Here is a 25,790-nt window from a genome sequence, read left to right as displayed (position 1 = left end):
GCGCGGCGGCACCCGTTTGCACCCGTTTCCTATACTGGTTGGCAATGCCAACCGATACCGACCTCGCCAGCCTTCCCGTCGACACCGCATTCCGCACCGACATTCCGGGGCGGCTGGACCGCCTGCCATGGTCGCGCTGGCACTGGCGCGTGGCGATTGCGCTGGGCGTTGCCTGGGTGCTCGATGGCCTGGAAGTCACGCTGGTGGGCTCGGTCGGCGCCGTGCTGGAGCGCCCCGATACGCTGGGCCTGACCGCGACGCAGGTGGGCTGGTCGGGCTCACTCTATATCGCCGGCGCGGTGCTGGGGGCGCTGGTGTTCGGGCGCATGGCCGACCGGCTCGGGCGCAAGCGGCTGTTCCTGGCCACGCTCGCGGTCTACATGGTGGCGACGCTGGCAACCGCGTTCTCACCCGGCTTTGCCTTCTTTGCGGCCTGCCGCTTCTGCACCGGCCTTGGCATCGGCGGCGAATACGCGGCCATCAATTCCGCCATCGACGAACTGATCCCGGCGCGCGTGCGCGGGCGCGTCAACCTGGCCATCAACGGCAGCTTCTGGCTGGGCGCGGCGCTGGGCGCCGGGCTGAGCCTGGTGCTGCTCGATGCGCGCGTGTTCGGCCCCGTCTGGGGCTGGCGCGTCTGCTTCGCGCTGGGCGCGGTGCTGGCCGTGGCAATCGTGCTGGTGCGCAAGCATGTGCCGGAGAGTCCGCGCTGGCTTGCCACCCACGGCCGGCTGGAAGAGGCCGAGCGCGTGATCGCCGCGATCGAGGCCGAGGTGCGCGCCCGCCACGGCCCGCTGCCGCCGGTGGCACCCGATTGCGTCGCGGTGGCCATGCGCCGGCGCGCCGCGCCGGGCGTGGGCGAAGTCATGCGCCTGCTGTTGCGGCGCTTCCGCCGCCGCAGCGTGATCACGCTGGCGCTGATGGTGGCGCAGGCCTTCTTCTACAACGCGATCTTCTTCACCTATGCGCTGGTGCTGACGCGCTTCTATGCCGTGCCGGAAGCGCGCGTGGCGCTGTATATCTTCCCCTTTGCGCTGGGCAACGCCCTGGGGCCGCTGCTGCTTGGCCCGCTGTTCGACCACATCGGGCGCCGGCGCATGATTGCCGCCACCTACGTGCTGTCCGGCATCGGCCTGACACTGACCGGCTGGGCCTTCGTTGAAGGCTGGCTCGATGCGCGCGCCCAGGCGCTGTGCTGGTCGGCGGTGTTCTTCCTGGCCTCGGCCGCGGCCAGCTCCGCCTACCTGACTGCCAGCGAAGTATTCCCGCTGGAGATGCGCGCGCTGGCGATCTCGGTGTTCTATGCCGTGGGCACCGGCACCGGCGGCTTTATCGCGCCGGTGCTGCTGGGCGCGCTGATTGAAAGCGGCAGCCGCGAAGCCGTGGCGGCAGGCTACGGCTTCGGTGCGGTGCTGATGATCGTCGCCGGGCTGCTGGCATTGCGCTTCGGCATCGACGCCGAACGCCGGCCGCTGGAGCAGATCGCACCGCCGCTCGCTGCCGATGACTAGCCGCGTGATCGCATCGCGCGTCAACAGCCATCACTGCCAGATTCAACACCTTCACCAGCGTTATCAAAACCCCATCAATGTGTGCCGCATTCGTCGTGCACGGCATGCCATGTTACTGCCGTATTAAGCAGTGCTACAGCCTCCCCTTACACATTTTTACAGCAAGGGACGAGGCAACTGACTAGCCTTTAACTCACACGCGGTGGCCTGAGTGCATGAATCTTTGCGTCAGCGGGCTGCCACTTCTTGGCCATTGAGTGGCCATTGTTCAACTCTGCCCGGATGAAGCCGGGCTAATCCACGGGCCGCTTGTCGGCCCGATTGCAAGGTGCGCCGATACGGCCTGGCCACATCGCGCGTGCTGCAGACAACAAGCTGAATTGGGGACATGCAAGCCGGGCATCGCGCGACAGCCCTTGCGCGACGCTACCCGCTTGCCTGCGAATACGCTCGACCGACTGCACCATGTGCAGCCGGCGGGGATGCTTTTTGACTTTGCTTGCCGGAGAAGACCACCATGGGCGACCAGCACAATAATCCGCCACCCAGACAACACCCGCTGACACCGGCACCGCTGCGCCAGCCCCACGGCGACGGCCTGGTGCAACGCCCGCAACCCGTTCCCGTGCCGCTGTGGCATATCGTGCCCCGCATGGCGGGCTACGGCGTGGTGCTGTTCATCATCTGGGCCGTGCTGACAATCATGTTTCCAAATGTGTTTACGCGCTCGTCGGAGCGGGCCGTGGTGAACAGCCCGGTCAGCCTGGTGACGTCTCCCGTGGAAGGCATCGTGATGAAGCAGATGGTGGCCGCGGACCAGCCGTTCTCGGCCAACCAGGCGCTGATGATCGTGCAGAACCCGAACATCGACCGCTCGCTGCTGGTCGACCTGACCGGCAAGAAGCTCGACAACCAGCAGCGCCATGACTCCGCCAAGGCGCGGCTGGAAAGCAACCGCCGGCTGATGGCCGCCACCGAGCAGGACCTGCAGCGCTACAACAGCGCTGCGCAACGCGAGCACGGGACGCGCGTACGCGCCCTGGAGGCGCGCCTGGCATCGGCCAGGGCACAGGAAGACCAGCAGCAGGAAGTGGTCAACCGCAACCAGAGCATGCAGTGGGCCGGGGCCGTCAGCGAGGCCTACACCAATGCCTCGCGCTACCAGCTGTCGATGCTCTCCAATGCCAAGGCAGCGGCCAAGGCCGAGCTGGATAACGCCGTCGGCGTGAGCGAGGCCGCGCGCAACAAGGTCTATGCCTCGTCCACCGACGGCCCCAGCGCCACGCTGGCCCAGCGGCGCCAGGTACTGGGCGCGGAATCGGCACAGCTGACGGCAGAGCTGGAACAACTGGAGGCCTATGGCAAGTCGGTCGACGAGATGATCGCCACGGAACAGGAACGCCTCGAGCGGCTCTCGAACCTGGAGATCCGCTCGACCGAACCCGGCACCATCGAAGACCTGATCGCGCAGCCCGGCATGCGCGTGGCCGCCGGCGCCACCCTGGCGCGCGCCAGCAACTGCGCGCAGACGCGCGTGGTGGCGGTGTTCCCGCGCAGCCTCAGCGACAACCTGCTGCCCGGTGCACGGCTGAACGTGCATGTCGACGGCGTGCCCACGGCGTTGCCGGCATCGGTGGCAGAGGTGCTGCCGCGCGCGCCGGACGGCGACCAGGCGCGTTACTTCGTGCCATTCCCGCCGATCGAGAAGAACGAGATCTATGTGATCGCCAAGCTCGACCGCCCGCTGGGCAACGTGGCCGGCAAGGCTGGAGCTGCTTCAGGGACAGCAGCACGGGCGGCGGCAGGGCCAACGCAGTCCGGCCATTGCGGCATGGGCCGCTGGGCGCGCGTGACGCTGAACCAGAGCTGGCTGGGCCAGCTGCGGGCATCGCTGACATAACCGCCGACGCAGGCAAAGGAGACCCGGATGCGACTGCCGATCCCGACTGCACGCCTGCCCCGCCTGGTTGCCGGCGCGCTGCTTCCCGCCGTGCTCGCGCTGGCGCCAGGCGCGGCGCGCGCTGCCGAGCCAGCCCAGCAGACGCTGCTGGCCGACGGCTGCAGGACGCTGGCCGAGCGCGTCAGCCGTGAAAGCGGCAACGGCCCCTTGTTTCTCGCCAGCTATGAGCCGGCGCCGGGCGGCGAGCCGCTTGCCCCGGCGTTGCGCAATGCCGCCTTCGTCTACGACAACGCGCTGGCCGGCATCGCGCTGGTGGCCTGCAAGCGTCCCGCCGAAGCGCGCCGCATTGCCGACGCCGTGCTGCAGGCGACCCGCCAGGACCGCCACTTCCGCGATGCGCGCCTGCGCAACGCCTACCGCGCCGGCCCGCTGCCGGCCGGACCGGTGCCGCTGCCAGGCTGGTGGGACGAACCCAGCAAGCGCTGGTTTGAAGATGCCTACCAGGCCGGCACCGCCACCGGCAACGTGGCCTGGGCCGCGCTGCTGCTGCTGGCCGTGCATGACGCCACGCGCGATGCGCGCTACCTCGATGGCGCCGCCGCGCTGATGGGCTGGGTGCATGCCACCGTGCCCGACACGGGCGCGCCCGCCGGCTATATCGGCGGCTTCTTCGGGCATGAGCCGAAGCAGACCCGCCAGGGCTGGAAATCGACCGAGCACAACGTCGATACCTATGCCGCCTTCAGCTGGCTCGCCAGCCAGCGCAACGATCCGCGCTGGCGCGATGGCGCGGCGCGCTCGCGCGGCTTTGTCGGCGCCATGTGGCAGGCGCGCGAGGGCCGCTTCATCATCGGCACGCGCGACGATGGGCGCGCGCCAAACGCCGGCCCGTCCGCGCTGGATGCGGTGCTGTGGCCGCTGATCGCGATCCCGGATCCGCCGCAGGACTGGCGCCGCAACCTGGCGTGGGTAGAGGCCAAGCACCGCGCCGGCGCGGGCTACGGCTTCAAGGGCGGCCCCGACGGCATCTGGACCGAAGGCACCGGGCAGGCCGCGCTGGTGCTGCAGGCCACCGGGCAGGCGCAACAGGCGCAGCCACTGTGGCAGCTGCTGCTGTCGCAGCGGGCGCCGTCCGGGATGCTCTACGCCACGCCCGAGGCGCGCATCAGCACCGGGCTGTCGATCGGGCCCACCTCGACCACGGAAGACTTCCACTACTTCCACCTGCCCCACCTGGGCGCCACCGCATGGGCCGTGCTGGCCGCGGCGCGCTGGAACCCCTTCCGTCCGGGCGGATGCCTGGAGCCGTCCTGCCCGCCGCCGGCCATTGCGGCCGCGGCACCTGCAACCGCCCCTACCAACACCGCCGCAAAGGAGTGACGATGTTCGCCCTGTTTCTGGAAAACCAGACGCTGCTGGTCATCAACGGCGGCGTGCTGCTGGCGATGGTGCTGCTCTCGATGCTGTGCCGGCATGACCGGCCAGCGGACCGTGTGCTGTTCGGCGGCGTCACTGCCTTGCTGCTGGCGGTGTACCTGACCTGGCGCATCCGCGAAACACTGCCCGACTGGCAGATGACCTTCGCCAGCGTGTGGGCCCATGTGTTCTTTGCCTTCGAATGCATGACGCTGACCTATACGCTGCTGTCGATCGTGGTGCTGGCGCGCACCAGCAACCACACCCCCGACGCCGACGCGGGCGAGGCCGCCTTGCGCCGCGCGCAGCAGGTGCCGCCGGTGGACATCTTCATCGCCACCTACAACGAAGGCCTGGATATCCTGGAGAAGACTATTGTCTCGGCACTGGCGATCGACTACCCGGACTTCCGCGTCTGGGTGCTGGACGACACCCGCCGCGACTGGCTGCGCGAGTTCTGCGAAGGCGTCGGCGCGCACTACGTGACGCGCCCGGACAATGCCCACGCCAAGGCCGGCAATCTCAACAACGGCCTGCGCCACAGCGCCGCGGCCGGCGGCGCGCCCTACATCCTGGTGCTGGACGCCGACTTCGCGCCGCATCGCAATATCCTGCTGCGCACCGTGGGCCTGTTCAGCGATGCGCGCGTGGGCGTGGTGCAGACGCCCCAGTTCTACTACAACGCGGATCCGATCCAGTACAACCTGCGCGCCACCGAATGCTGGGTCGATGAGCAACGCGCCTTCTTCGACGTGATGCAGCCGGCCAAGGACGCCTGGGGCGCGGCGTTCTGCATCGGCACCTCGTTCGTGGTGCGGCGCGACCTGATCGACCTGATCGGCGGCTTCCCCACCGGCACGGTGACCGAGGACATCCACCTGACCTACCGGCTGCTGCCGCACGGCTATATCACGCGCTGGCTCAATGAGCGCCTGAGCGTGGGCCTGTCCGCCGAAGGCCTGCCCGAGTACATCAGCCAGCGCAGCCGCTGGGGGCTGGGCACGATCCAGGTGGCGCTGACTGCGGACGGGCCGCTGCGCGGGCGCGTCTACACCGGGATGCAGCGGCTGCACTACGTGCACGGCCTGTTGCACTGGCTGTCGCGGCCGTTCACGCTGATGCTGCTGGCAGGGCCGCTGCTGTACTGGTACTTCGGCGTCTCCACGCTGTACGGCGAGCCGCTGCAGTTCCTCGCCTACGGCCTGCCGGCGCTGGTGGCGTACTGGGCGTACAGCATCTGGATCACCGGCCAGCGCGCGCTGCCGATCTTCACCGAAGTCACGCAGATCGTGGCGGCGCTGGCCGTCACCGCATCGCTGGTGAGCGCGATGTTCAAGCCGTTCGGGCGGCCGTTCAAGGTGACCAACAAGGGGCTGGACCGCTCCAAGCTGGTGATCCACGGCAAGTTCGTTGCGCTGTACGCGGGGTTGCTGGGCTTCTCCGCGCTGGGACTGGGCCGCGCACTGGTGGTGGACCCCGATGCGCAAGGGCTCGCCTTCAACACGATCTGGACCGGGGTGGCGCTGATGCTGTACCTGGCCTCGCTGCTGGTCTGCGTGGAACTGCCGCGCCCGCGCAAGGAAGAGCGCTTCCCGCACCGCGCGGCAGCGCTGCTGCGCGTGAATGACAAGGAATACCGCGTGACCACCAGGGATCTTTCCTGCAACGGCGTTGCCGTCACCACGCCGCTGGCGCCGGCCTTCCCCGCCGGCACCGAGGGCGCGCTGTGGCTCGCGCAGACCGGCTGGATCCCGTGCCGCGTGGTGCGCCGTGACGGCCAGTTGCTGGGCATCGCCCTGAACGCCGGCATGGCGGCACGCCACGCGCTGATCCGGCTGCTGTTCACCGATCCCGCACACAACATCGCCCAGCAGGGGCAGCCCAAGCTGGCGCTGTCGCGCTTTGTGCGGCGCGCGCTGCTGGGCTGAACCATGCCAGATAACAATCACCACTCTCCGGAACCATCCATGCGAAGCTTGCCACGCCCCCGTACCCTGCCCCCGCCGCGCCTGCTGCTGCCCGGCGCACTCGTGCTGGCCCTTGCGGCCTGCACGCTCGAGCCGCAGTACCAGCGCCCCGACGCGCCGGTCCCGTCGGCGTGGCCGGAGGGCGCTGCCTACCGCACCCCGCAGGCCGGTGCGGCACAGCCGGGCCAGCCGGCCCAACCCGCCGGTCCTTCGGCCGCGGACCTGGGATGGCGCGATGTTTTCGTCGACCCGCAACTGCGCCAGCTGATCGAACTGGCGCTGGCCAACAACCGCGACCTGCGCATGGCCACGCTTGCCATTGACGAAGCGCGCGCGCTGTACCAAATCGAGCGCGCGGCGCAATTCCCCACGGTGGAAGGCAATGCCGGCATGGTCTCGCAGCGGCTGCCGCAACGGCTGCGCGCGGCGGGCCAGTCGCCGCAGATCACCACCTACAACGCCGGCATCGGCTTCACCGCATTCGAGCTTGATTTCTTCGGCCGGGTGCGCAGCCTCAAGCATGCCGCCCTCGAGGAATACATGGCCACGGAAGAAGCGCGCCGCAGTGCGCAGATCAGCCTGGTGTCCGAGGTGGCCAACGCCTACCTGACGCTGCTGGCCGACCGCGCGCTGCTGAAGCTGTCGCAGGACACGCTGAAGACGCAGCAGGACGCGGCGGAGATGGTGCGGCGCGGGCGGCAGGTCGGTGCGATGGCGCAACTGGACCAGCATCGCGCGCAAACCCAGGTGCAGACCTCGCAGGTGGGCGTTGAGCAATACACGCGGCAGGTAGCGCAGGATGAGAACGCGCTGTCCTTGCTGATCGGCGGCCCGTTGCCGAAATCCGTGACCGATGCCGGCGCGGCAACTGCCAACGCCAACGCGGCCGCGCAAGATCCGCTGGACGCGCGCACCCTGGTGAGCGAGTTCCCCGAAGGGCTGCCGTCCAGCGTGCTGGTGCGCCGCCCCGACATCCTCAACGCCGAGCACCGCCTCAAGGCGGCCAACGCCAATATCGGCGCGGCGCGCGCGGCGTTCTTCCCGCGCATCTCGCTGACCGGCGCGCTGGGCGTGGCCAGCAGCAGCCTGGCGGGGCTGTTCTCCGGCGGCTTGGCATGGGTATTCGCGCCGCAGCTGACCGTGCCGATCTTCGACGCGGGGCGCAATCGTGCCGGGCTGGATGCGGCCAATGTGCGCAAGGACATCAACATCGCCAACTACGAGAAGACCATCCAGACCGCGTTCCGCGAGGTCGCCGACAGCATGGCGGCACGCGCCACCTATGAGCGCCAGGTGCAGGCGCAGGAAGCCCTGGTGCGCGAAGGCAGCGAGACCCGGCGGCTGTCGGAAATGCGATTCAAGAACGGCGTGGACGACTACTTCGGCGTGTTCGACGCGCAGCGCCAGCTCTACACCGCGCAGCAGGCGCTGATCACGTACAAGCTGGCCGGCCTGACCAGCCGCGTATCGCTGTACAAGTCGCTGGGCGGCGGCTGGCGCGAGGTGACCGAGGCCGCCCCGGCGGCCAATGGCGGCGCACGCCAGGCACCCGCCGCGCGGCCGCAAGCCGCGGCACAGCCCCAGGCGGCAGCACGGCCTCAAGCCGTGGCGCAACCTCAGCCCGTGGCACAACCTCAGGCCGTAGCGCGGCCCCAGGCCGCCGCACAGCCTCAAGCCGTGGCACCGACTCAGGCCGCCGCCCAGCCCCAGGCCGTGGCGCAACCTCAGGCTCCGGCGCAATCCCCGGCGGCGGCACAGCCGGCACCCGTCGCGGCTACGCCGCGCTGAGCCGGGGCGTGCAGGACCCAGGCGCTGGTCAGAAGTACTTCAGCCAGCGCCAGTCCCGCCGCCTTGCCTTCAGCGCCGCGAACCAGCGCACCGCCGGCCACAGCACCAGGGCCAGCACGGCCGCCCCCAGCCACAGCTGCCAGACGTGGTCGAGACCGAACACCTTGCCCTGGTTCAGGCCCCAGCGGTGCACGCAGGCCTGGTACAGCCCCTGCAGCACGTAGAGGTGCAGCAGGTAGAAGAACATCGGCACGGCGCCGAACACGGCCAGGCGCCGCGCGATCCAGCTGCCTTGCGCACACTCCAGCCACGCCAGCAGCAACCAGCCCACACCCAGCGTCAGCAACAGGAACAGCAGCGACGGCGGGTATTTGGTGACGTTGAAGAAGCTCATCGCGGTGTGCAAGGCGTCGTTGCCCGCCAGCCACTTCTGCTCCTGCCCGTAGCCGTTCAGCGCGCGCAGGACCGCAAAGCCTGCCAGCGCCGCCAGCCCGCATCCGGCCAGCCGCCGCTGCCGTACCCCGGCAGGCACCATGGCGGCAAACCACGGCCCCGCCGCATAGCCCAGCGCAATCACGCCGATCCACGGCAGCACCGGGTATGAGATGCGCACCCTGAAGCCATCAGCCACCTCGATCCAGGTGCGGTCGTGCAGGATGGCCCAGGGCACGTGCCAGGCGCTGTCCACCGGGAAATGCAGCGGGCTCAGCAGGTTGTGGCCGGCCACCAGCGCAATGCCCGCGGCAATCAGCACCGCCCGTGGCAGCCACACCAGTGCCGCCAGCGCCATCATGCTCAGGCCGATGGCCCAGATCACCTGCAGGTAGATCACCTGCGGCGGCAAGGTCCCGGTCCAGGCAAAGCCGACCAGCGTCACCTCCAGCAGCACCAGGAACACGCCGCGCTTGAGCAGGAAACCGCTGACGGCGCGCCGGTCGTGGCCGGCGGCACCGTAGAGCCACGCCGATACGCCGGCCAGCCAGATGAAAACCGGTGCGCACAGATGCGCGGCGAGCCGGCTGAAGAAAAGTGCCGGGGAGGTCGTGGCAACATCCATGGGATCGGCCACCTGGACGTGCAGGAAGAACATATCCCGCACGTGGTCCAGCAGCATGATCAGGATCACCAGTCCGCGCAGAGCGTCGATGGACAGCAGCCGGCCGCCGGCCGGCCGCGCGACCGCGGCAGAAGGGAAGACTGTCGGAGAGGACAGAGGCGCGGCAGTGCGCGCCTTGGCTGGCAGCATCGTCAATAGCTCAGTTGCACGCCCAGGCGCACGGTGCGGCCCGCGCCCGGCGCAATCCACAGGCTGCTGTACGAGCTGGCGTAATAGGTCTTGTCGAACAGGTTGCCCAGGTTGAGCGACACGCGCACGTTGCGGCTGTATTGCCAGTAGCCATGCAGGTCCACCAGCACATAGGCTGGCAGCGAGAAGCTGTCCTGCACATCGCCCGGACGCCGCCCCACGTAACGCAGGCCGGCACCAACGCCATAGCGCTGGCCCACCGGCGCGGCATCCTCATACACCGCCAGCACGCTGCCGCTGGTGCGCGGCACGTTGGACAGCGGCGTGCCGGCGGCAAGTCGCGTGTCCTGCGTGATCTCGGCATCGGTCAGCGCAAAGCTGCCCGATACGCGCCAGTGGGTGCCAAGCTGCCCGGCCACGTCCAGCTCCAGGCCGCGGCTGCGCGCTTCGCCGGCGGCGATATAGAAGGACGGATCGGACGGGTCGGCGGCCAGCACATTGCGCTTGCGGATCTCAAAGATGGCCAGCGTGGCGCCGGTGCGGCGGTCCTCGCTGTCGAACTTGATGCCGGCCTCCACGGCGCGGCCGCGTTCAGGGTCGAACGGCCGGCCCGCGGCGTCAGCGCCGGCATTGGGACGGAATGACTGGCTGGCATTGGCAAACAGCGACACGTTCTGGCTGGCCAGGTAGCTGACGCCCACGCGCGGCGACACCGCATTCTGGTGCTGCGTGGTGCGCGTGCCGCGCAGGCGGTCGTCCAGCGACTGGTCGAAGGCGTCGAAGCGCACGCCGGCCAGCACGCGCCAGCGCTCGCCCAAGCTCAGCTGGTCCTGCGCGTAGGCGCCGATATTGCGCTGGCGCTCGTACGTGTCCATGTTCCACGGCATCGGCGGCGCCGGCTGGCCATAGGCCGGGTCGTAGATGTCAATCGCGTACGGCGCCGCGGCGCTGGGGTTCTTGCGCAGGATCGCCATGGTATTGCCAAAGCGGTAGGCATCCACCCCCATCAGCAGTTCATGCCCGACCGGGCCGGTGCTGAACTTGCCGGTCACGCTGGCCTGCAGCGAGACATCGTCCGACTGGAAGTCGCGGTAGCGCCGCTGGCGCCAGAGCGTGCGGCCATCGGCGGCCAGTGAAGTCGCCTCGCTGCTATGCCCCGTCAGCGCGCCGCCGCGGTACGACAGGCCGAGCCTGCCCTTCCAGTTTTGATTGAACTGGTGCTCCACGCTGAGCTGGTGCGCCTGGCTGTCCAGCCGCATGTCGCCGTCGCCGGGCTCGCCCAGGAAGCGCGAGCGCGGGATGCGGCCCAGCTGGCCGTTGACGGCCACCACGCCGCGGTCCATCGGCGTGGTGTAGCGCTGGAATTCGGCCGCGTACTGCAGCACGGTGTCGTGGCCCAGCGTCCAGGTGAACGACGGCGCCACCAGGTAGCGCTGGCTGTTGATGTAGTCGCGCGTGCTGCCCTGGTGGTCGGCCACGGCGATCAGCCGGCCGGCCACGTTCTCGCCGAGCGGGCCGGTGACGTCGGCCGTGACACGATAGCCGTCACGCGTGCCAAGCTCGAAGCCATAGCGCTGCGCGGGCCGGAACTGCGGCTGGCGCGTGACCACGTTGAAGGTGCCGCCCGGCTCGCTGGTGCCGTACAGCGATGACGTGGGGCCCTTGAGCACTTCCACGCGCTCGATGGTGGCCGCGTCCATCGGTGCGGTATAGCCGCGGTTGGCAGCAAAGCTGTTGACCAGGTAGCCCGCGCCGGTGTTCTCATGGCCGGTGAAGCCGCGCATGGCGAAGTTGTCCCACAGCCCGCCGAAATTGTTCTGGCGCGCGATGCCGCTGACATAGTCGAAGGTCTGGTCAAAGCGGGTCGCGGCGATATCGTCGAGCATGGCGCGCGGCACCACGCGCACCGACTGCGGGATCTCGCGCAACGGGGTGTCGGTGCGGGTCGCGCCGGAGGCTTCGCGCGGGTTGTATGATGCGGAGGCCGTGCCGACCACCGACACCGCCGGCAGCGTAATATCGGAGGCCTCGGCGGTATCCGCCGCCTCGGCCAGGCCGGACATCGCCAGCATCAGGGCGGCCACCGGCCGCAGTGAACGCGCCTGGACCGGGCGCAAGTCTGGCACAACAGGCAGGAACGAAAACGGCGCGCGGCGCCGGGCACGGCTGGGCTGCGCAAGCAGCATAAGGAACACCCCGAAAAGACGAGTCGCCGCGGCGGCCATCCGACTGGCAAACCGCAGCGACTCACTAATGATAATAATTTCTCATTAAGATTTTAGGCATGGAACGCATGACCCGTCAACGCGGCGCCGTCATCGACGCGCTGCGCGAAGCCGGCCGGCCCCTGAGCCCGGCCGAGATCCTGGCCGCGGCACAGCGCCAGGTGCCGTCCCTGGGTCTGGCCACGGTCTATCGCAACATCCGCACCCTGCTGGACGATGCGCAGGTGCATGCGGTGGAACTGCCGGGCCAGCCCGACCGCTATGAACTGGCGGGCGAACCCGGCGCCGTGACGCACCGCCACTACTTTCAGTGCCTGACGTGCGATCGCGTATTTCCGCTGGAAGGGTGCCCCGGGCACATGGAAGACATCACGCCGCCGGGCTTCGAGGTGGAGCACCATGAGCTGACGCTGCTGGGCCGTTGCCCGGACTGCGCCAGCAAGCCCGGCAAGCGGCGCAAGGCGGCGGCGCGGGACCACTGAGCAGCCCCGTGCTCCGGGCCTGGCCAACTGTACTGAGCCATCGGCCCGCACCTGTATATGGCGCCCGTGCCGCGCTTGCCGCATGATGCGGCAGCATTGCACAGGCCACGCCATCAAACAGGATCCCCAAATTGCCGCAAACCCCCGCCCACCGACGCTCGACCCTGATCGCCGTGCTGGCCCTGACCGGCTCGATGGCGTCGCTGTGCATCGGCACCTCGTTTGCCAAGAGCCTGTTCTCGGCGCTTGGGGCGCAGGGCACCACGGCGCTGCGGGTGAGCTTCTCGGCGCTGATCCTGCTGTGCGTCTGGCGCCCGTGGCGCATCCCGCTGACGCGGACCAACGCGCGCGCGATCGCGCTGTATGGCGCAGCGCTGGGCGCGACCAACCTGCTGTTCTACATGTCGCTGCGCACCATCCCGCTGGGGCTGGCGATCGCGATCGAGTTCACCGGGCCGCTGGCGGTTGCGGTGCTGTCGTCGCGGCGCGCGATCGATTTCCTGTGGATTGGCTTTGCGGTGGCCGGGCTGCTGCTGTTGCTGCCGGTGGGCGATGCCGCCGGCACGCTGGATCCTGTGGGCATCGGCTATGCGCTGGCCGCGGGGGTGGGCTGGGCGCTGTATATCGTATTCGGGCAGATGGCGGGCAACGCCCACGGCGGGCAGGCCACCTCGCTGGGGCTGACCATGGCGGCCCTGGTGGTGCTGCCGTTCGGGCTGGCACATGCGGGCACCGCGATGTTCAGCCCGACGCTGCTGCTGTTCGGGCTGGCGGTGGGCATCCTGTCGAGCGCGATTCCCTATTCGCTGGAGATGGTGGCGCTCAAGCGCCTGCACCGGCGCACCTTCGGCATCCTGCTGAGCATGGAGCCGGCCATGGGCGCGCTGGCCGGGCTGGCGTTCCTGCATGAGCAACTGAGTGCGGTGCAATGGCTGGCGATCGCCAGCATCATCACGGCCTCGGTCGGTTGCACCATGACCTCGCGCGGCAAGCGCGAAGCCAGTTGACCGTTGGGATCAGGCCGCGCTGAACCAGTCCGCCGGCAGCCGCAACTCGCCGCGCGCCGGCTGGCCAAGCGCCAGCGTGACTTCATGCAGGTAGCTGTCCTCCGGATTGCGGCGGCTGGCAAAGCCGAAGCCGCGCAGGATGGCCAGCATGCGGCGGTTCTCGCTGAGCACGTCGCCGCGCAGGGTGCGCAGGCCGCCCGCGCGGGCCAGCTCGCACAGCTTGGCGATCAGGCGCCGCCCCAGTCCCTGCCCTTGCCAGCCGTCGGCAACGACCACGGCAAATTCCCCGACCTGCCCGGACACCACGTATTCCGCGCTGGCGACAATGGCTGATACACCATCTTCGTCGGGCGCCTCCACCACCAGCGCCACGCCGCCCGGCCCGGGCGCGGCCAGGCCGTCGACAATCTGGTCCACCACGCGCCCGCCGGTCAGGAAGCGGAAGTAGCGGCTTTCACGCGAGAGCCCGTCCACCAGCGCGCGCAGCGCCCCGCCATCCTGTGGCCGCGTGCGGCGCAGCGTGACCTGCACGCCCCGCCCCACCGTCCAGCTTTCCGCCTTGCCCCTGCGGGCTTCGCTTTGATCATCCATCCTGGCACCATCTGGATTCAAAATTCGTAGTCAGAGTATAGGAGATAACCTGACTTTTGCAAATGAAGTCAGCGTGCTATGCTTGCCGGCATCATGACCTTCAATGCGTCCGACCTCCGCCACTGCTCGATTGCCGCCACGCTGTCGCTGATCGGCGAAAAGTGGACGATCCTGATCTTGCGCGACGTCTTCCACGGCGTGACGCGCTTCGACGACTTCCTGCGCCGGCTGGAATGCTCGCCCGCGGTGCTGTCCGCGCGCCTCAAGACGCTGACCGATGCCGGCCTGCTGCGCAAGGTCGGCTACCGCGAGCCCGGCGAGCGCGAACGCTTCGAATACCGCCCCACCCGCGCCGCCGTGGAGTTGCTGCCGGTGCTGGTCGGCCTGATGCAGTGGGGCGACAGCCACATGGCCCCGTCCGGCGAAGGCCCGGTGCAGATCCGCTCGCGCGCCAGCGGCAAGCTGGTGCGCGCGGCACTGGTTGACGAGGACGGCGCGGAAGTATCGCCGCGCGATATGCGGATCGCTCCCGTCAACGCCCACTCCCCGGCTTCGGACCAGTAGCACCGACCACGGTGCTGCATAGCACCAGCGCAGCCCACCGCACTGCACCATGAGTGTGCCACCAGCCCGGCGGCCGCCCCACCACAGCGCATCCCCGCATCACTCCGCCGCACCTCAGCGCAACAAACCCCCATTCACCGTCACATACCGGCCTGGCACACCCCTTGCGTAACAGGGTACGGGCCCGTCAACGGCGACCGGCCCACCCCACATACGCAGCCCCTATCCCATGTAGTGGCTGTCAGGACAACGGCGTCCCCTGAACTGGCCTGAACGGCCTGGTTTGCGGGACGCCATTTGTTTTTGGAGCCAAGGACGATGACCGCCAAAGCCACCCGCATCGAGCTGCTGAGCTTTAAGACCCCGCAGATGCGCGCCTTCCACCTGACCTGGATGGCGTTCTTCGTCTGCTTTTTTGCGTGGTTTGCCTGCGCGCCGCTGATGCCGGTGCTCAAGGGCGAGTTCGGCCTGACGCCGGGACAGATCGCCAACATCAATATCGCGGCGGTGGCGGTGACCATCCTGGTGCGCCTGGTGATCGGCCCGATGTGCGACCGCTTCGGCCCGCGCAAGACCTACACCGGCCTGCTGGCGCTGGGCGCGCTGCCGGTGCTGGGGGTGGCGCTGGCACAGAACTACGAGACCTTCCTGACCTTCCGCCTGCTGATCGGCGCAGTCGGCGCCAGCTTTGTGATCACGCAGTACCACACCTCGGTGATGTTCGCGCCCAACGTAGTCGGCACCGCCAACGCGGCTGCGGCAGGCTGGGGCAACGCCGGCGGTGGCGCCGCGCAGGCCATCATGCCGCTGCTGCTGGCCGCCGTGCTGATGCTCGGCGCCGACCACGCGTTCGGCTGGCGCTTCGCCCTGCTGGTGCCGGGCGTGCTGATGCTGATCATGGCCGTCATCTACTGGCGCTTCACCCAGGACTGCCCGGAAGGCAACTATTCGGACCTGCGCGCCCGCGGCATCGCCATCACCGGCAAGGACGGTGGCAAGGGCGGCGGCTGGGCCAGCTTCCGCGCCGCCAGCGCCAACTATCGCGTGTGGCTGCTGTTCATCACCTACGGCGCCTGCTTCGGCGTGGAGATCTTCATCCACAACATCGCCGCCTCGTATTACGTGGACCGCTTCGGCCTGAGCCTGAAGGCCGCCGGCATGGCCGCCGCGAGCTTCGGCCTGCTGGCGCTGTTTGCCCGCGCCCTGGGTGGCTGGCTGTCGGACAAGGCGGCGCGCCGCCGCGGCCTGGACGCACGCGCCACGCTGCTGTTCGTGCTGATCCTGGGCGAAGGCCTGGGCCTGCTGTGGTTCGCGCAGGCCGGCAGCGTGACCCTGGCCGTGGTCGCGATGCTGCTGTTCGGCCTGTTCACCCACATGGCCTGCGGCGCGACCTACGCCCTGGTGCCCTTTATCGACCGCAAGGCGCTGGGCGGCGTGGCCGGCATCATCGGCGCGGGCGGCAACGTTGGCGCCGTCGCCGCGGGCTTCCTGCTCAAGGGCCTGGGCGACCTGCAGCACACGCTGTCGGTGCTGGGCGTCCTTGCCACCATCGCCGCACTGTGCGCCATCGCCATCCGCTTCAGCGCCGAGCACAAGGCCCAGGAGCAGGCGCTGTACGACAGCGCGCTGGCCAACTGAATCCCCTGCATCGCCCCCACAGCACAACAAGCAGCAAAGACTGACTACGGACAAGGAAAGCATCATGAAACTGATCATCGTCGGCCACGGCATGGTGGGTCACAAGTTCCTGGAATGCCTGGCGGAAGCCGGCGCCCAGAACGTGGAAGTGACCGTGCTGTGCGAAGAACCGCGTCCCGCCTACGATCGCGTGCACCTGTCCGAGTTCTTCGCCGGCAAGTCGGCCGAAGACCTGTCGCTGGTGCCCGCGGGCTTCTTCGAGCAGCACAACAACATGCTGCTGCGCCTGAATGCCCGCGCCGTGGAGATCGACCGCGCCGCGCGCACGGTGAAGGTATCGACCGGCGAGACCCTGTCCTATGACAAGCTGATCCTCGCCACCGGCTCCTACCCCTTCGTGCCGCCGGTGCCGGGCAAGGACCGCAAGGACTGCTTTGTCTATCGCACCATCGAAGACCTGGAAGCGATGCGCGAATGCGGTGCGCGCTCCAAGACCGGCGTGGTGGTCGGCGGTGGCCTGCTCGGCCTGGAGTGCGCCAAGGCGCTGCGCGACATGGACCTGCAGACGCATGTGGTGGAATTTGCGCCGCGCCTGATGGCGGTTCAGGTCGACGAAGGCGGCGGCCGCATGCTGCGCCAGAAGATCCAGGGCCTGGGCGTGACCGCGCATACCGGCAAGAACACCGTTGAAATCGTCGACGGCGAAGACGGCACGCACCGCATGGTGTTTGCCGACGGCACCCACCTCGACACCGACATGATCGTGTTCTCGGCCGGCATCCGCCCGCGCGACGAACTGGCCCGCGCCAGCGGCCTGGCGGTGGGCGAGCGCGGCGGCATCGTGGTGGACAACCAGTGCCTCACCTCGGACCCGGACATCTACGCCATCGGCGAATGCGCGCTGTGGCAAGGCAAGATCTACGGCCTGGTGGCGCCGGGCTATGACATGGCCCGCGTCGCCGCGCGCCACCTGCAAGGCGAAAGCGCGGAGTTCGGCGGCGCCGACATGAGCACCAAGCTCAAGCTGATGGGCGTGGACGTGGCCAGCATCGGCGACCCGCACGGCACCGTGCCGGGCACGCGCATTTACCAGTTCAGCGACGACCGCAAGGAGGTCTACAAGAAGCTGGTGGTGTCCGACTGCGGCAAGTACCTGCTGGGCGGCGTGCTGATCGGCGACGCCAGCGAGTACGGCACGCTGCTGCAGATGATGCTGAACAAGATCGAGCTGCCCGAGTCGCCCGAGTTCCTGATCCTGCCCGACAGCAGCGGCAAGGCCAGGCCCGCGCTGGGCGCCGACGCCCTGCCCGACACCGCCCAGATCTGCTCGTGCAACAACGTCTCCAAGAGCGAGATCTGTGCGGCCGTGTGCGACGGCGCCACCAGCATCGGCGCGCTCAAGACCTGCACCAAGGCCGGCACTGCCTGCGGCGGCTGCGTGCCGCTGGTCACGCAGATCATGAAGGCCGAGATGAAGAAGCAGGGCATGGCCGTCAACAACCACCTCTGCGAGCACTTCCCGTACTCGCGCCAGGAGCTGTATCACCTGGTGCGCGTGGGCAAGTTCAAGTCCTTCGATGCGCTGCTGGAAGCGCATGGCAAGGGCATGGGCTGCGACATCTGCAAGCCCGCGGTGGGCAGCATCCTGGCCTCGTGCTGGAACGAGTTCGTGCTCAAGGAAGAGCACGCCAGCCTGCAGGACTCCAACGACTACTACCTGGCCAACATCCAGAAGGACGGCACCTATTCGGTGGTGCCGCGCATGCCGGGCGGCGAAGTCACGCCCGAGGGCCTGATCGCGGTCGGCCAGGTGGCCAAGAAATACGGTCTCTACACCAAGATCACCGGCGGCCAGCGCGTGGACCTTTTTGGTGCACGCGCCGAGGAACTGCCCTTCATCTGGGAAGAACTGATCGCCGCCGGCTTTGAGTCCGGCCATGCTTACGGCAAGGCGCTGCGCACGGTGAAGTCGTGCGTGGGCTCCACGTGGTGCCGCTATGGCGTGGGCGATTCGGTGGGCCTGGCGATCGAGCTGGAGAACCGCTACAAGGGCCTGCGCGCGCCGCACAAGATCAAGTTCGGCGTGTCCGGCTGCACCCGCGAATGCGCCGAGGCGCAAGGCAAGGACGTTGGCGTGATTGCCACGGACAAGGGCTGGAACCTGTACGTGTGCGGCAACGGCGGCATGAAGCCGCGCCATGCAGAGCTGCTGGCCAGCGACCTCGACCACGACACCCTGGTGCGCTACATCGACCGCTTCCTGATGTTCTACGTGCGCACCGCCGACCGCCTGCAGCGCACCAGCGTCTGGCGCGACAACCTGGAAGGCGGCCTGGACTACCTGAAGGCCGTGGTGCTGGACGACAAGCTGGGCATCGCCGCCGAGCTTGAAGCCGAGATGCAGCACGTGGTCGACACCTACGAAGACGAGTGGAAGATGGCCGTGACCGATCCCGAGACGCGCAAGCGCTTCCGCCACTTCGTCAACAGCGACCGCCGCGACGACAACGTCGCCTTCATCGAAGAGCGCGGGCAGATCCGCCCGGCCACGCCGGAGGAACGGAAATTGCATCGTTCCCGCCTGAGCCAGATTCCCGTGGTTGCCATGCCCGCAAAAGCAGCCTGACCGTGCCCGCAAACAAGGAGAACGTGATGAGCCATCCCCACCATCCTGAGACCTGGACCGCCGTCTGCACCGTACGCGATATCGTGCCCAATACTGGTGTGTGCGCGCTGGTGGACGACAAACAGGTCGCCGTGTTCCGCATCGGCCGTGGCGACGAAGTCTACGCCATCGACAACTTCGATCCCAACTCGCAGGCCGCGGTGCTGTCGCGCGGGCTGGTCGGCAACCTGGGCGAGCGCCTGGTGGTGGCTTCGCCGATCTACAAGCATCACTTCGACCTGCGCACCGGCGAGTGCCTGGAAGCCCCCGAGCATTCGGTCAACGCTTACGCCGCACGCGTCTATGACGGCAAGGTCTGGATCGCCGCCGGCGTGGCCGTGAGCGAGGCCGAGGAAGAACTCGCCGCCTGACACCGGCGCCCATTTGATGTTCCCCCTGTCCTCAAGCCACGCCAACGGAGATGCCGGCATGACGCCTTCCGCCAACCCCCAAGCCCGCCCGCGCCTGGTCGTCGTCGGCAACGGCATGGCCGGCATGCGCACCGTCGAGGAACTGCTCAGGCTCGCCCCGGACCTGTACGACATCACGGTGTTCGGGGCCGAGCCGCACGGCAACTACAACCGCATCCTGCTGTCGCCGGTGCTGGCCGGCGAAAAGTCGGTGGCGGACATCATGCTGAATACGCGCGAGTGGTACGCCGAGCGTGGCATCGAACTGCTTGCCGGCGATCCGGTGGTGGCCATCGACCGCCCGCGCCGCATCGTGCGCTCGGCCTCCGGCCGCGAAGTGCGCTACGACCGCCTGCTGCTGGCCACCGGCTCCAAGCCCTTCATCCTGCCGGTGCCGGGGCACCAGCTCGACGGCGTGATCGCCTTTCGCGATATCCAGGACGTGGAGACCATGCAGCAAGCCGCGCGCGACCACCGCCATGCGGTGGTGATCGGCGGCGGCCTGCTCGGCCTGGAGGCGGCCAACGGGCTGCTGCGCCAGGGCATGGACGTGACCGTAGTTCACCTGCCCGACAGCCTGATGGAGCGCCAGCTCGACAAGCCCGCTGCCACGCTGCTCCAGAGCGCGCTCGAACGCAAGGGCCTGCGCTTCCTGCTGGGCGCGCAGACTGCGGAGATCCTCGGCACGGACCGTGTCACCGGCGTGCGCTTCAAGGACGGCAGCGAGATCCCCGCCGACCTGGTGGTGATGACCGCGGGCGTGCGCCCCAATATCGAGCTGGCCGCCGGCGCCGGCCTGCACTGCGAGCGCGCCATCGTCGTCGACGACACGCTGCAGACCTACGATCCGCGCATCTACGCCGTGGGCGAGTGCGTGCAGCATCGCCAGGCCACCTTCGGCCTGGTGGCGCCGATCTGGGACCAGGCGCGCGTGTGCGCTGCCCATCTCGCCGGCGCTGGCCATCGCCACTACGTGCAGCAGGCCACCGCGACTAAACTGAAAGTGACCGGCGTCGACCTGTATTCCGCCGGCGACTTCATCGGCAGCGAAGGCAGTGAAGACCTGGTGCTGCGCGATCCGCGCCGCGGCGTCTACAAGCGCCTGGTGCTGCAGGACGGTTACCTGGTCGGCGCCGTGCTGTACGGCGACGTGCAGGACGGCCCCTGGTACTTCGACATGATCCAGCGCCGCACGCCGGTGGGCGCGCTGCGCCAGCGCCTGCTGTTCGGTCAGGCGCAGTGCGAAGCGCTCGCCGCATAAGCATCACCGTAAGCCATATAACGCCCCCGCACGGAGAACGCGTGAACCTGTCCGACATCCCGGTCGTTTCGGCTACCCCGACCATCACCACCGCCACCACCTGCCCGTATTGCGGCGTCGGCTGCGGCGTGCACGCCACCGTGCGTGCCGACGGCCAGGTCGAGATCGCGGGCGACGCGCAGCACCCGTCCAACTATGGCCGGCTGTGCGTCAAGGGCTCGGCGCTGGGCGAGACGGTGGACCTTGAAGGCCGCCTGCTCCACCCCAAGCTGCGCGACGCGGACGGCAGCCTGCAGGAAGTCTCGTGGGACCGTGCGCTGGACACCGTGGCTCAGGGCTTCTCGGACATCGTCCGCCGCCACGGCCCGGATTCGGTCGCGCTTTATGTCTCGGGCCAGCTGCTGACCGAGGACTACTACATCGCCAACAAGCTGATGAAGGGCTTCATCGGCAGCGCCAATATCGACACCAACTCGCGCCTGTGCATGTCGTCGGCCGTGGCCGGCCACAAGCGCGCCTTCGGCGAAGACCTGGTGCCGGGCAACTACGAAGACCTGGAACTGGCCGACCTGGTGGTGCTGGTGGGTTCCAACACCGCGTGGTGCCATCCGATCCTGTTCCAGCGCCTGTCCCAGGCCAAGGAAGCGCGCCCCGAGATGAAGATCGTGGCGATCGACCCGCGCCGCACCGCCACCTGCGAACTGGCCGACCTGCACCTCGCGATCCGCCCGGGCACCGACGTGTGGCTCTTCAACGGGCTGCTGAGCTACCTGGCGCGCGAAGGCCGCACCAACGCCGCCTTCGTCGCCGCCAGCACCGCGGGGCTGGACGAAGCCCTGCAGGCCGCGGACGCGGACTGCGCCGATCCGGCTGCCGTGGCCCGCGCCTGCAAGCTGAACGTGCAGGACGTGCTGGCGTTCTACCAGCTGTTCGCGGAGACCGAAAAGACCGTGACGGCCTTCTCGCAAGGCGTCAACCAGTCGTCGGCAGGCACCGACAAGGTCAACAGCATCATCAACTGCCACCTGCTGACCGGCCGCATCGGCGCCCCGGGCATGGGCCCGTTCTCGCTCACCGGCCAGCCCAATGCAATGGGCGGGCGCGAGGTCGGCGGCCTGGCCAACATGCTGGCCGCGCACATGGAGCTGGCCAATCCGCTGCATCGCGACGTCGTGCAAAGCTTCTGGCAATCGCCGGTGGTGGCCGACCGCCCGGGCCTGAAGGCGGTGGAACTGTTCGAGGCCATCGAAGCCGGCCGCGTCAAGGCGGTCTGGGTGATCGCCACGAACCCCGTGGTGAGCCTGCCCGACGCCGACCAGGTGCGCCGCGCGCTGGCCAAGTGCGAACTGGTGGTCACCAGCGACATCATTGAGCGCACCGACACCAACGCCGCCGCGCACGTGCTGCTGCCCGCGCTGGGCTGGGGCGAGAAAGACGGCACCGTTACCAACTCGGAACGGCGCATTTCCCGCCAGCGCGCGTTCCTGCCCGCGCCTGGCGAGGCGCGCGCCGACTGGCAGATCCTGTGCGACGTCGCGCGCCGCATGGGCTTTGACGGCTTCGACTATGCGGGCGTGCATGAAATTTTCGACGAGCACGCGCGCCTGAGCGCCTGGCGCAACGATGCCGCACCGCGCGTGTTCGACATCGGCGGGCTGGTCGGCCTGGACCAGGAGCACTATGACGCGCTGGAGCCCGTGCAATGGCCGCTGCCCGCGGGCGCACCGGCCGGCGCCGGCACGCAGCGCCTGTTTGCCGACGGGCGCTACGCCCATGCCGACGGCCTGGCCCGCTTTGTCGCCACGCCGCCGCGCGCGCCGGCCCACGCGCCCGACGACGATTTCCCGCTCATCCTCAACACCGGCCGCGTGCGCGACCAGTGGCACACCATGACGCGCACCGGCAAGTCGTCCAAGCTGGCCGACCACCTGCCCGAGCCCTTCGTCGACATGCACCCGCAGGACGCGCTGCTGTCCGGCGTGGGCGAAGGCAAGCTCGCACGCGTCAGCACGCGCTGGGGCGCGATGGTGGCACGCGTGCGCCATGGCGGCGGCATCCCGCGCGGCAGCGTGTTCGTGCCGATCCACTGGAACGGCCAGTTCAGCTCCGACGCGCGCGTCGGCGCGCTGGTCAATCCGGTGGTGGATCCTGTATCCGGCGAGCCCGAGTTCAAGCACACGCCGGTGCGGGTGGAGCCATTCGGCGTGAACTGGCACGGCTTCGTGCTGAGCCGCGGCGCGCTGCCCGCGGAAGCGCTGACCTACTGGACGCGCGTGCAGGGCCGACAGTTCCAGCGCTATGAATTCGCCGGCCGCGACACCGTGGCCGACCGCACCGCCTGGGCCCGCGCGCTGCTCGGCGTGACCGACCCGGACGCCGACTGGCTCGAGTATGAGGACCGCACCGCCGGCGTCTACCATGCGGGCTATGTCGTCAACGACCGGCTTGAAGCGTGCGTCTACGTGTCGACGCGGCCCGAGCTGCCCTCGCGCGCGTGGCTCGCCGGCCTGTTCGGCCGCGAGCGGCTGGAAGACGCCGACCGCATCGGCCTGCTGCTCGGCCAGCCGATGGAGAAAGGCGCCGACACCGGCCCGACGGTGTGCTCGTGCTTTGGCGTGGGCCGCAACACCATCTGCGACGCGGTGCGCAAGCACGACCTGAAGACGCCCGCGGAGATCACCGCCTGCGTCAAGGCCGGCGGCAACTGCGGCTCGTGCGTGCCGGAACTGAAGAAGCTGCTGGTGGAAGTGCGCGTGGCCGAAGTCGCCTGAGCGGTGCAGTGGCGGGGCAACCGGGTTAGCATAGCTGCCCGGATCCGGCAGGCTGCCCGCAGCTTCCCCGGATCGCCCCGACCCGGAGCGAGCCTTGACCACTGCACCGAACCTGCGTTTCTCTGTCTTTATCGCCACCAGCCTCGACGGCTTCATCGCCCGCGCCGACGGCGACCTGGACTGGCTGCTGTCCGCCACCACCTCCAGCGATGACCACGGCTACGCCGCCTACATGCAGTCGGTCGACACGCTGCTGCTGGGGCGCAATACCTACGAGAAAGTGCTGACCTTCGACCCCTGGCCCTATGCCGGCAAGCGGGTGATGGTCATGAGCAACACCCTGGCGGCCGACGCCGTCCCGCCAGCCCTGGCCGACGATGTGCGCCTGCTGCGCGGCACGGTGCGCGAAGCCGCCGCGGCACTGGCCGCAGCCGGTGCGACCAGTGTCTATGTCGACGGCGGCAAGCTGATCCAGTCCTTCCTGGCCGATGGCCTGATCGATACGCTGACAATCACCCGCATCCCGGTGCTGATCGGCCATGGCATCGCGCTGTTCGGCGATGCCGGACACGACATCCAATTGGCTCACCTGCGCACCACCACCTACGAGAGCGGTTTCGTGCAAAGCACATACCGCGTGGTCGCCACGCACGGCCAGCCGGCCTGATCTTTCATCAGGGATTAGGCACCCTTCACGAGAACCAGATTGTGGTCGCTGCGGCATGCCCCCATGCTAGCCGCGCAACCCCGACAAGCCGCCCCGGACTCACGGTGCGGCACCAATCTGGAGACAGCAATGAAGGATGCGAAGTATTTGCACGCCGGGCCACGATGGCTGGCGGGCGTGATGGTGATGGCCTCGGCGCTGGCTGGCACAAGCGGCGCGGTGGCGGCTGACGCCTACCCCGGCAAGCCGATCACGCTGGTCGTCCCCTACTCCGCCGGCGGCCCGACCGATGTCGTGGCACGCACACTGGCGCAGGCAATGTCGCAGGATCTCGGCCAGAGCGTGGTGGTGGAAAACCGCACCGGCGCCGGCGGCACCGTTGCTGCCGCCTTTGTCGCCCGCGCACAGGCAGACGGCTATACACTGCTGATCCACCATAACGGCATGGCGACCGCGCCGGCACTGTACAAGAAGCTGTCCTACGCGCCGCTGAAGGATTTCGAGTATGTCGGCCAGGTGGCGGACGTGCCGATGACCCTGATGGGCCGCAAGGACCTGCCAGCCAAGACCGTGCCGGAACTGATCCGCTACGTGACGCAGAACAAGGACAAGGTGTCGCTGGCCAATGCCGGGCTGGGCGCCGTATCGCAGCTATGCGGCGTGCTGTTCGAGCAATCGGTCCACGTGAAGCTCAATGCGATCCCTTATCAGGGCGCCGGCCCCGCGCTGACCGCGCTGCTGGGCGGCCAGGTCGACCTGCTGTGCGACCAGACCACGGCCACGCTGCCGCATATCCAGGCCGACCGCGTGCGCCTGTTCGGCGTGACCACGCCGGCGCGGATCAAGGCTCTGCCCAGTGCGCCAACGCTGCAGGAAGGCGGTCTCAAGGGCTTTGACGTCAAGGTCTGGCATGGCATCTACGCGCCGAAGGGCACGCCGCCCGCTGCGGTGGCGCGGCTAACCAAGGCCCTGCAGAAGGGGCTGCAAGATCCCGTGGTGATCAAGAAGCTCGATGGCCTGGGCGCGGAAATCGTGCCGGCCGACAAGCAGACGCCGGAAGGCCTGCGCACGCTGCTCAAGGCTGAAAGCGACAAGTGGCAGCCGCTGCTTAAGTCGATGCAGATCGAAGCCGATTAAGCATTTGGTTGGGTATGCCGCCTTTGCGTGCTCGACTCCGCGGCGGCATTCAATTTCCGCATTTGCTCACTGTTAGCCGATGATGCCGGTCTTTTGGCGCCACATTTGCGCATGTTTGATCGGCACTCCCACAAAACCTCAATGGTGGAATCCGAGGAGGATTCGCACGCGAAAGGCTGGGTTCGCGAGGATGCCGGTTTGGAGCTTAGCGCCATGGGGTCGTCTTGTGGCCCTTGGCGGGGGTGGTTGTTTCGCCGGCGTAGCCGGCGAGTCACTTTTGTTGCTCGGGCAAAAGTGACTCGCCCCTTTGGGGGCGAAACCAGGGGCTCTCCAAGGACCACCCACCCGCAAATCTGCGAAGAACTTCTTTATCCGTCGCTACCGGCTTGGTATTACGCCGGAGCGGCGGCGAGCCATTGCATTTCCGCCGCGCCAAAGCAAAAACCCCCAGCCTTTGGGGCTGGGGGTTCTGCGGTATAAGAGCCTGGCGATGACCTACTTTCACACGGGTATCCGCACTATCATCGGCGCGGAGCTGTTTCAC

Annotated in this window: 18 protein-coding genes; 15 read left to right on the top strand and 3 right to left on the bottom strand. The window is 68.4% G+C overall.

Translation table 11 applies throughout. The annotated features are described in order from the left end of the window. Positions 1-44 precede the first annotated feature (44 nt). The 5 genes from ACW4E8_RS33780 (at position 45) to ACW4E8_RS33760 (ending at position 8,582) form a co-directional block, all read left to right on the top strand. Complete coding sequence (locus ACW4E8_RS33780; protein WP_456808483.1) at positions 45-1,511, top strand: MFS transporter; 1,467 nt, start codon at positions 45-47, stop codon at positions 1,509-1,511. A gap of 517 nt (positions 1,512-2,028) precedes the next feature. Then, positions 2,029-3,411 (top strand): HlyD family secretion protein, encoded by a 1,383-nt coding sequence (locus ACW4E8_RS33775; protein ID WP_456808482.1) that lies wholly within the window; start codon positions 2,029-2,031, stop codon positions 3,409-3,411. Between the two features lie 27 nt (positions 3,412-3,438). Then, positions 3,439-4,791 (top strand): hypothetical protein, encoded by a 1,353-nt coding sequence (locus ACW4E8_RS33770; RefSeq protein ID WP_456808481.1) that lies wholly within the window; start codon positions 3,439-3,441, stop codon positions 4,789-4,791. 2 nt (positions 4,792-4,793) lie between these two features. Then, positions 4,794-6,755 (top strand): glycosyltransferase, encoded by a 1,962-nt coding sequence (locus tag ACW4E8_RS33765; RefSeq protein WP_456808480.1) that lies wholly within the window; start codon positions 4,794-4,796, stop codon positions 6,753-6,755. 39 nt (positions 6,756-6,794) lie between these two features. Beyond that, positions 6,795-8,582 (top strand): efflux transporter outer membrane subunit, encoded by a 1,788-nt coding sequence (locus ACW4E8_RS33760; RefSeq protein ID WP_456808479.1) that lies wholly within the window; start codon positions 6,795-6,797, stop codon positions 8,580-8,582. Positions 8,583-8,610: 28 nt separating this feature from the next. Here the strand turns inward: ACW4E8_RS33760 and ACW4E8_RS33755 are convergent, their stop codons facing one another. Then, positions 8,611-9,828 (bottom strand): DUF1624 domain-containing protein, encoded by a 1,218-nt coding sequence (locus ACW4E8_RS33755; RefSeq protein WP_456808478.1) that lies wholly within the window; start codon positions 9,826-9,828, stop codon positions 8,611-8,613. 2 nt (positions 9,829-9,830) lie between these two features. Next, positions 9,831-12,014 carry a TonB-dependent siderophore receptor gene (locus ACW4E8_RS33750; RefSeq protein ID WP_456808477.1) on the bottom strand — a complete coding sequence of 728 codons (2,184 nt, stop codon included), beginning with the start codon at positions 12,012-12,014 and terminating at the stop codon, positions 9,831-9,833. Positions 12,015-12,112: 98 nt separating this feature from the next. On the opposite strand from ACW4E8_RS33750, the gene ACW4E8_RS33745 reads away from it, so the two are divergent. Together ACW4E8_RS33745 and ACW4E8_RS33740 are read left to right on the top strand one after the other, a co-directional pair. Next, positions 12,113-12,535, top strand: coding sequence for a Fur family transcriptional regulator (locus ACW4E8_RS33745; RefSeq protein WP_456808476.1), 423 nt, complete (start codon positions 12,113-12,115; stop codon positions 12,533-12,535). Between the two features lie 131 nt (positions 12,536-12,666). Next, complete coding sequence (locus tag ACW4E8_RS33740) at positions 12,667-13,542, top strand: EamA family transporter (RefSeq protein WP_456808475.1); 876 nt, start codon at positions 12,667-12,669, stop codon at positions 13,540-13,542. Between the two features lie 9 nt (positions 13,543-13,551). On the opposite strand, the gene ACW4E8_RS33735 is transcribed toward ACW4E8_RS33740, so the two are convergent. Beyond that, the gene (locus ACW4E8_RS33735) at positions 13,552-14,133 is read right to left on the bottom strand and encodes an N-acetyltransferase family protein (RefSeq protein WP_456808474.1); all 582 of its coding nucleotides are present in this window, start codon (positions 14,131-14,133) and stop codon (positions 13,552-13,554) included. Positions 14,134-14,211: 78 nt separating this feature from the next. On the opposite strand from ACW4E8_RS33735, the gene ACW4E8_RS33730 reads away from it, so the two are divergent. From ACW4E8_RS33730 to ACW4E8_RS33695, 8 genes are all read left to right on the top strand, one after another. After that, a complete protein-coding gene (locus ACW4E8_RS33730) occupies positions 14,212-14,697 on the top strand; it encodes a winged helix-turn-helix transcriptional regulator (protein ID WP_456808473.1) in 486 nt (161 codons plus the stop codon). Between the two features lie 318 nt (positions 14,698-15,015). Next, positions 15,016-16,335, top strand: a complete 1,320-nt coding sequence (locus tag ACW4E8_RS33725) for an MFS transporter (RefSeq protein WP_456808472.1) — start codon at positions 15,016-15,018, stop codon at positions 16,333-16,335. 64 nt (positions 16,336-16,399) lie between these two features. Beyond that, entirely contained in the window at positions 16,400-18,961 is a 2,562-nt protein-coding gene (gene nirB, locus ACW4E8_RS33720) for a nitrite reductase large subunit NirB (protein ID WP_456808471.1), read from the top strand. Positions 18,962-18,987: 26 nt separating this feature from the next. Beyond that, positions 18,988-19,371 (top strand): nitrite reductase small subunit NirD, encoded by a 384-nt coding sequence (gene nirD, locus ACW4E8_RS33715; protein WP_035819518.1) that lies wholly within the window; start codon positions 18,988-18,990, stop codon positions 19,369-19,371. Positions 19,372-19,429: 58 nt separating this feature from the next. Then, positions 19,430-20,671 carry an NAD(P)/FAD-dependent oxidoreductase gene (locus ACW4E8_RS33710; protein WP_456808470.1) on the top strand — a complete coding sequence of 414 codons (1,242 nt, stop codon included), beginning with the start codon at positions 19,430-19,432 and terminating at the stop codon, positions 20,669-20,671. Positions 20,672-20,712: 41 nt separating this feature from the next. Then, complete coding sequence (locus tag ACW4E8_RS33705) at positions 20,713-23,442, top strand: molybdopterin-dependent oxidoreductase (RefSeq protein ID WP_456808469.1); 2,730 nt, start codon at positions 20,713-20,715, stop codon at positions 23,440-23,442. Between the two features lie 94 nt (positions 23,443-23,536). Next, complete coding sequence (locus ACW4E8_RS33700; RefSeq protein ID WP_456808468.1) at positions 23,537-24,109, top strand: dihydrofolate reductase family protein; 573 nt, start codon at positions 23,537-23,539, stop codon at positions 24,107-24,109. A gap of 129 nt (positions 24,110-24,238) precedes the next feature. Then, on the top strand, positions 24,239-25,246 hold the full coding sequence (locus ACW4E8_RS33695) for a tripartite tricarboxylate transporter substrate-binding protein (protein ID WP_456808467.1): 1,008 nt from the start codon (positions 24,239-24,241) through the stop codon (positions 25,244-25,246). Positions 25,247-25,790: the final 544 nt, after the last annotated feature.

This window comes from Cupriavidus sp. CP313, assembly GCF_054072015.1.
This window is presented reverse-complemented; position numbering and strand designations above follow the sequence as displayed.

Coding starts and splice junctions, on each gene's coding strand:
- ACW4E8_RS33750 (WP_456808477.1), bottom strand. CDS start 12,014: ATGCTGCTTGCGCAGCCCAGCCGTGCCCGGCGCCGCGCGCCGTTTTCG.
- ACW4E8_RS33760 (WP_456808479.1), top strand. CDS start 6,795: ATGCGAAGCTTGCCACGCCCCCGTACCCTGCCCCCGCCGCGCCTGCTG.
- ACW4E8_RS33725 (WP_456808472.1), top strand. CDS start 15,016: ATGACCGCCAAAGCCACCCGCATCGAGCTGCTGAGCTTTAAGACCCCG.
- ACW4E8_RS33695 (WP_456808467.1), top strand. CDS start 24,239: ATGAAGGATGCGAAGTATTTGCACGCCGGGCCACGATGGCTGGCGGGC.
- nirD (WP_035819518.1), top strand. CDS start 18,988: ATGAGCCATCCCCACCATCCTGAGACCTGGACCGCCGTCTGCACCGTA.
- ACW4E8_RS33765 (WP_456808480.1), top strand. CDS start 4,794: ATGTTCGCCCTGTTTCTGGAAAACCAGACGCTGCTGGTCATCAACGGC.
- nirB (WP_456808471.1), top strand. CDS start 16,400: ATGAAACTGATCATCGTCGGCCACGGCATGGTGGGTCACAAGTTCCTG.
- ACW4E8_RS33735 (WP_456808474.1), bottom strand. CDS start 14,133: ATGGATGATCAAAGCGAAGCCCGCAGGGGCAAGGCGGAAAGCTGGACG.
- ACW4E8_RS33770 (WP_456808481.1), top strand. CDS start 3,439: ATGCGACTGCCGATCCCGACTGCACGCCTGCCCCGCCTGGTTGCCGGC.
- ACW4E8_RS33745 (WP_456808476.1), top strand. CDS start 12,113: ATGGAACGCATGACCCGTCAACGCGGCGCCGTCATCGACGCGCTGCGC.
- ACW4E8_RS33710 (WP_456808470.1), top strand. CDS start 19,430: ATGACGCCTTCCGCCAACCCCCAAGCCCGCCCGCGCCTGGTCGTCGTC.
- ACW4E8_RS33775 (WP_456808482.1), top strand. CDS start 2,029: ATGGGCGACCAGCACAATAATCCGCCACCCAGACAACACCCGCTGACA.
- ACW4E8_RS33780 (WP_456808483.1), top strand. CDS start 45: ATGCCAACCGATACCGACCTCGCCAGCCTTCCCGTCGACACCGCATTC.
- ACW4E8_RS33755 (WP_456808478.1), bottom strand. CDS start 9,828: ATGCTGCCAGCCAAGGCGCGCACTGCCGCGCCTCTGTCCTCTCCGACA.
- ACW4E8_RS33730 (WP_456808473.1), top strand. CDS start 14,212: ATGCTTGCCGGCATCATGACCTTCAATGCGTCCGACCTCCGCCACTGC.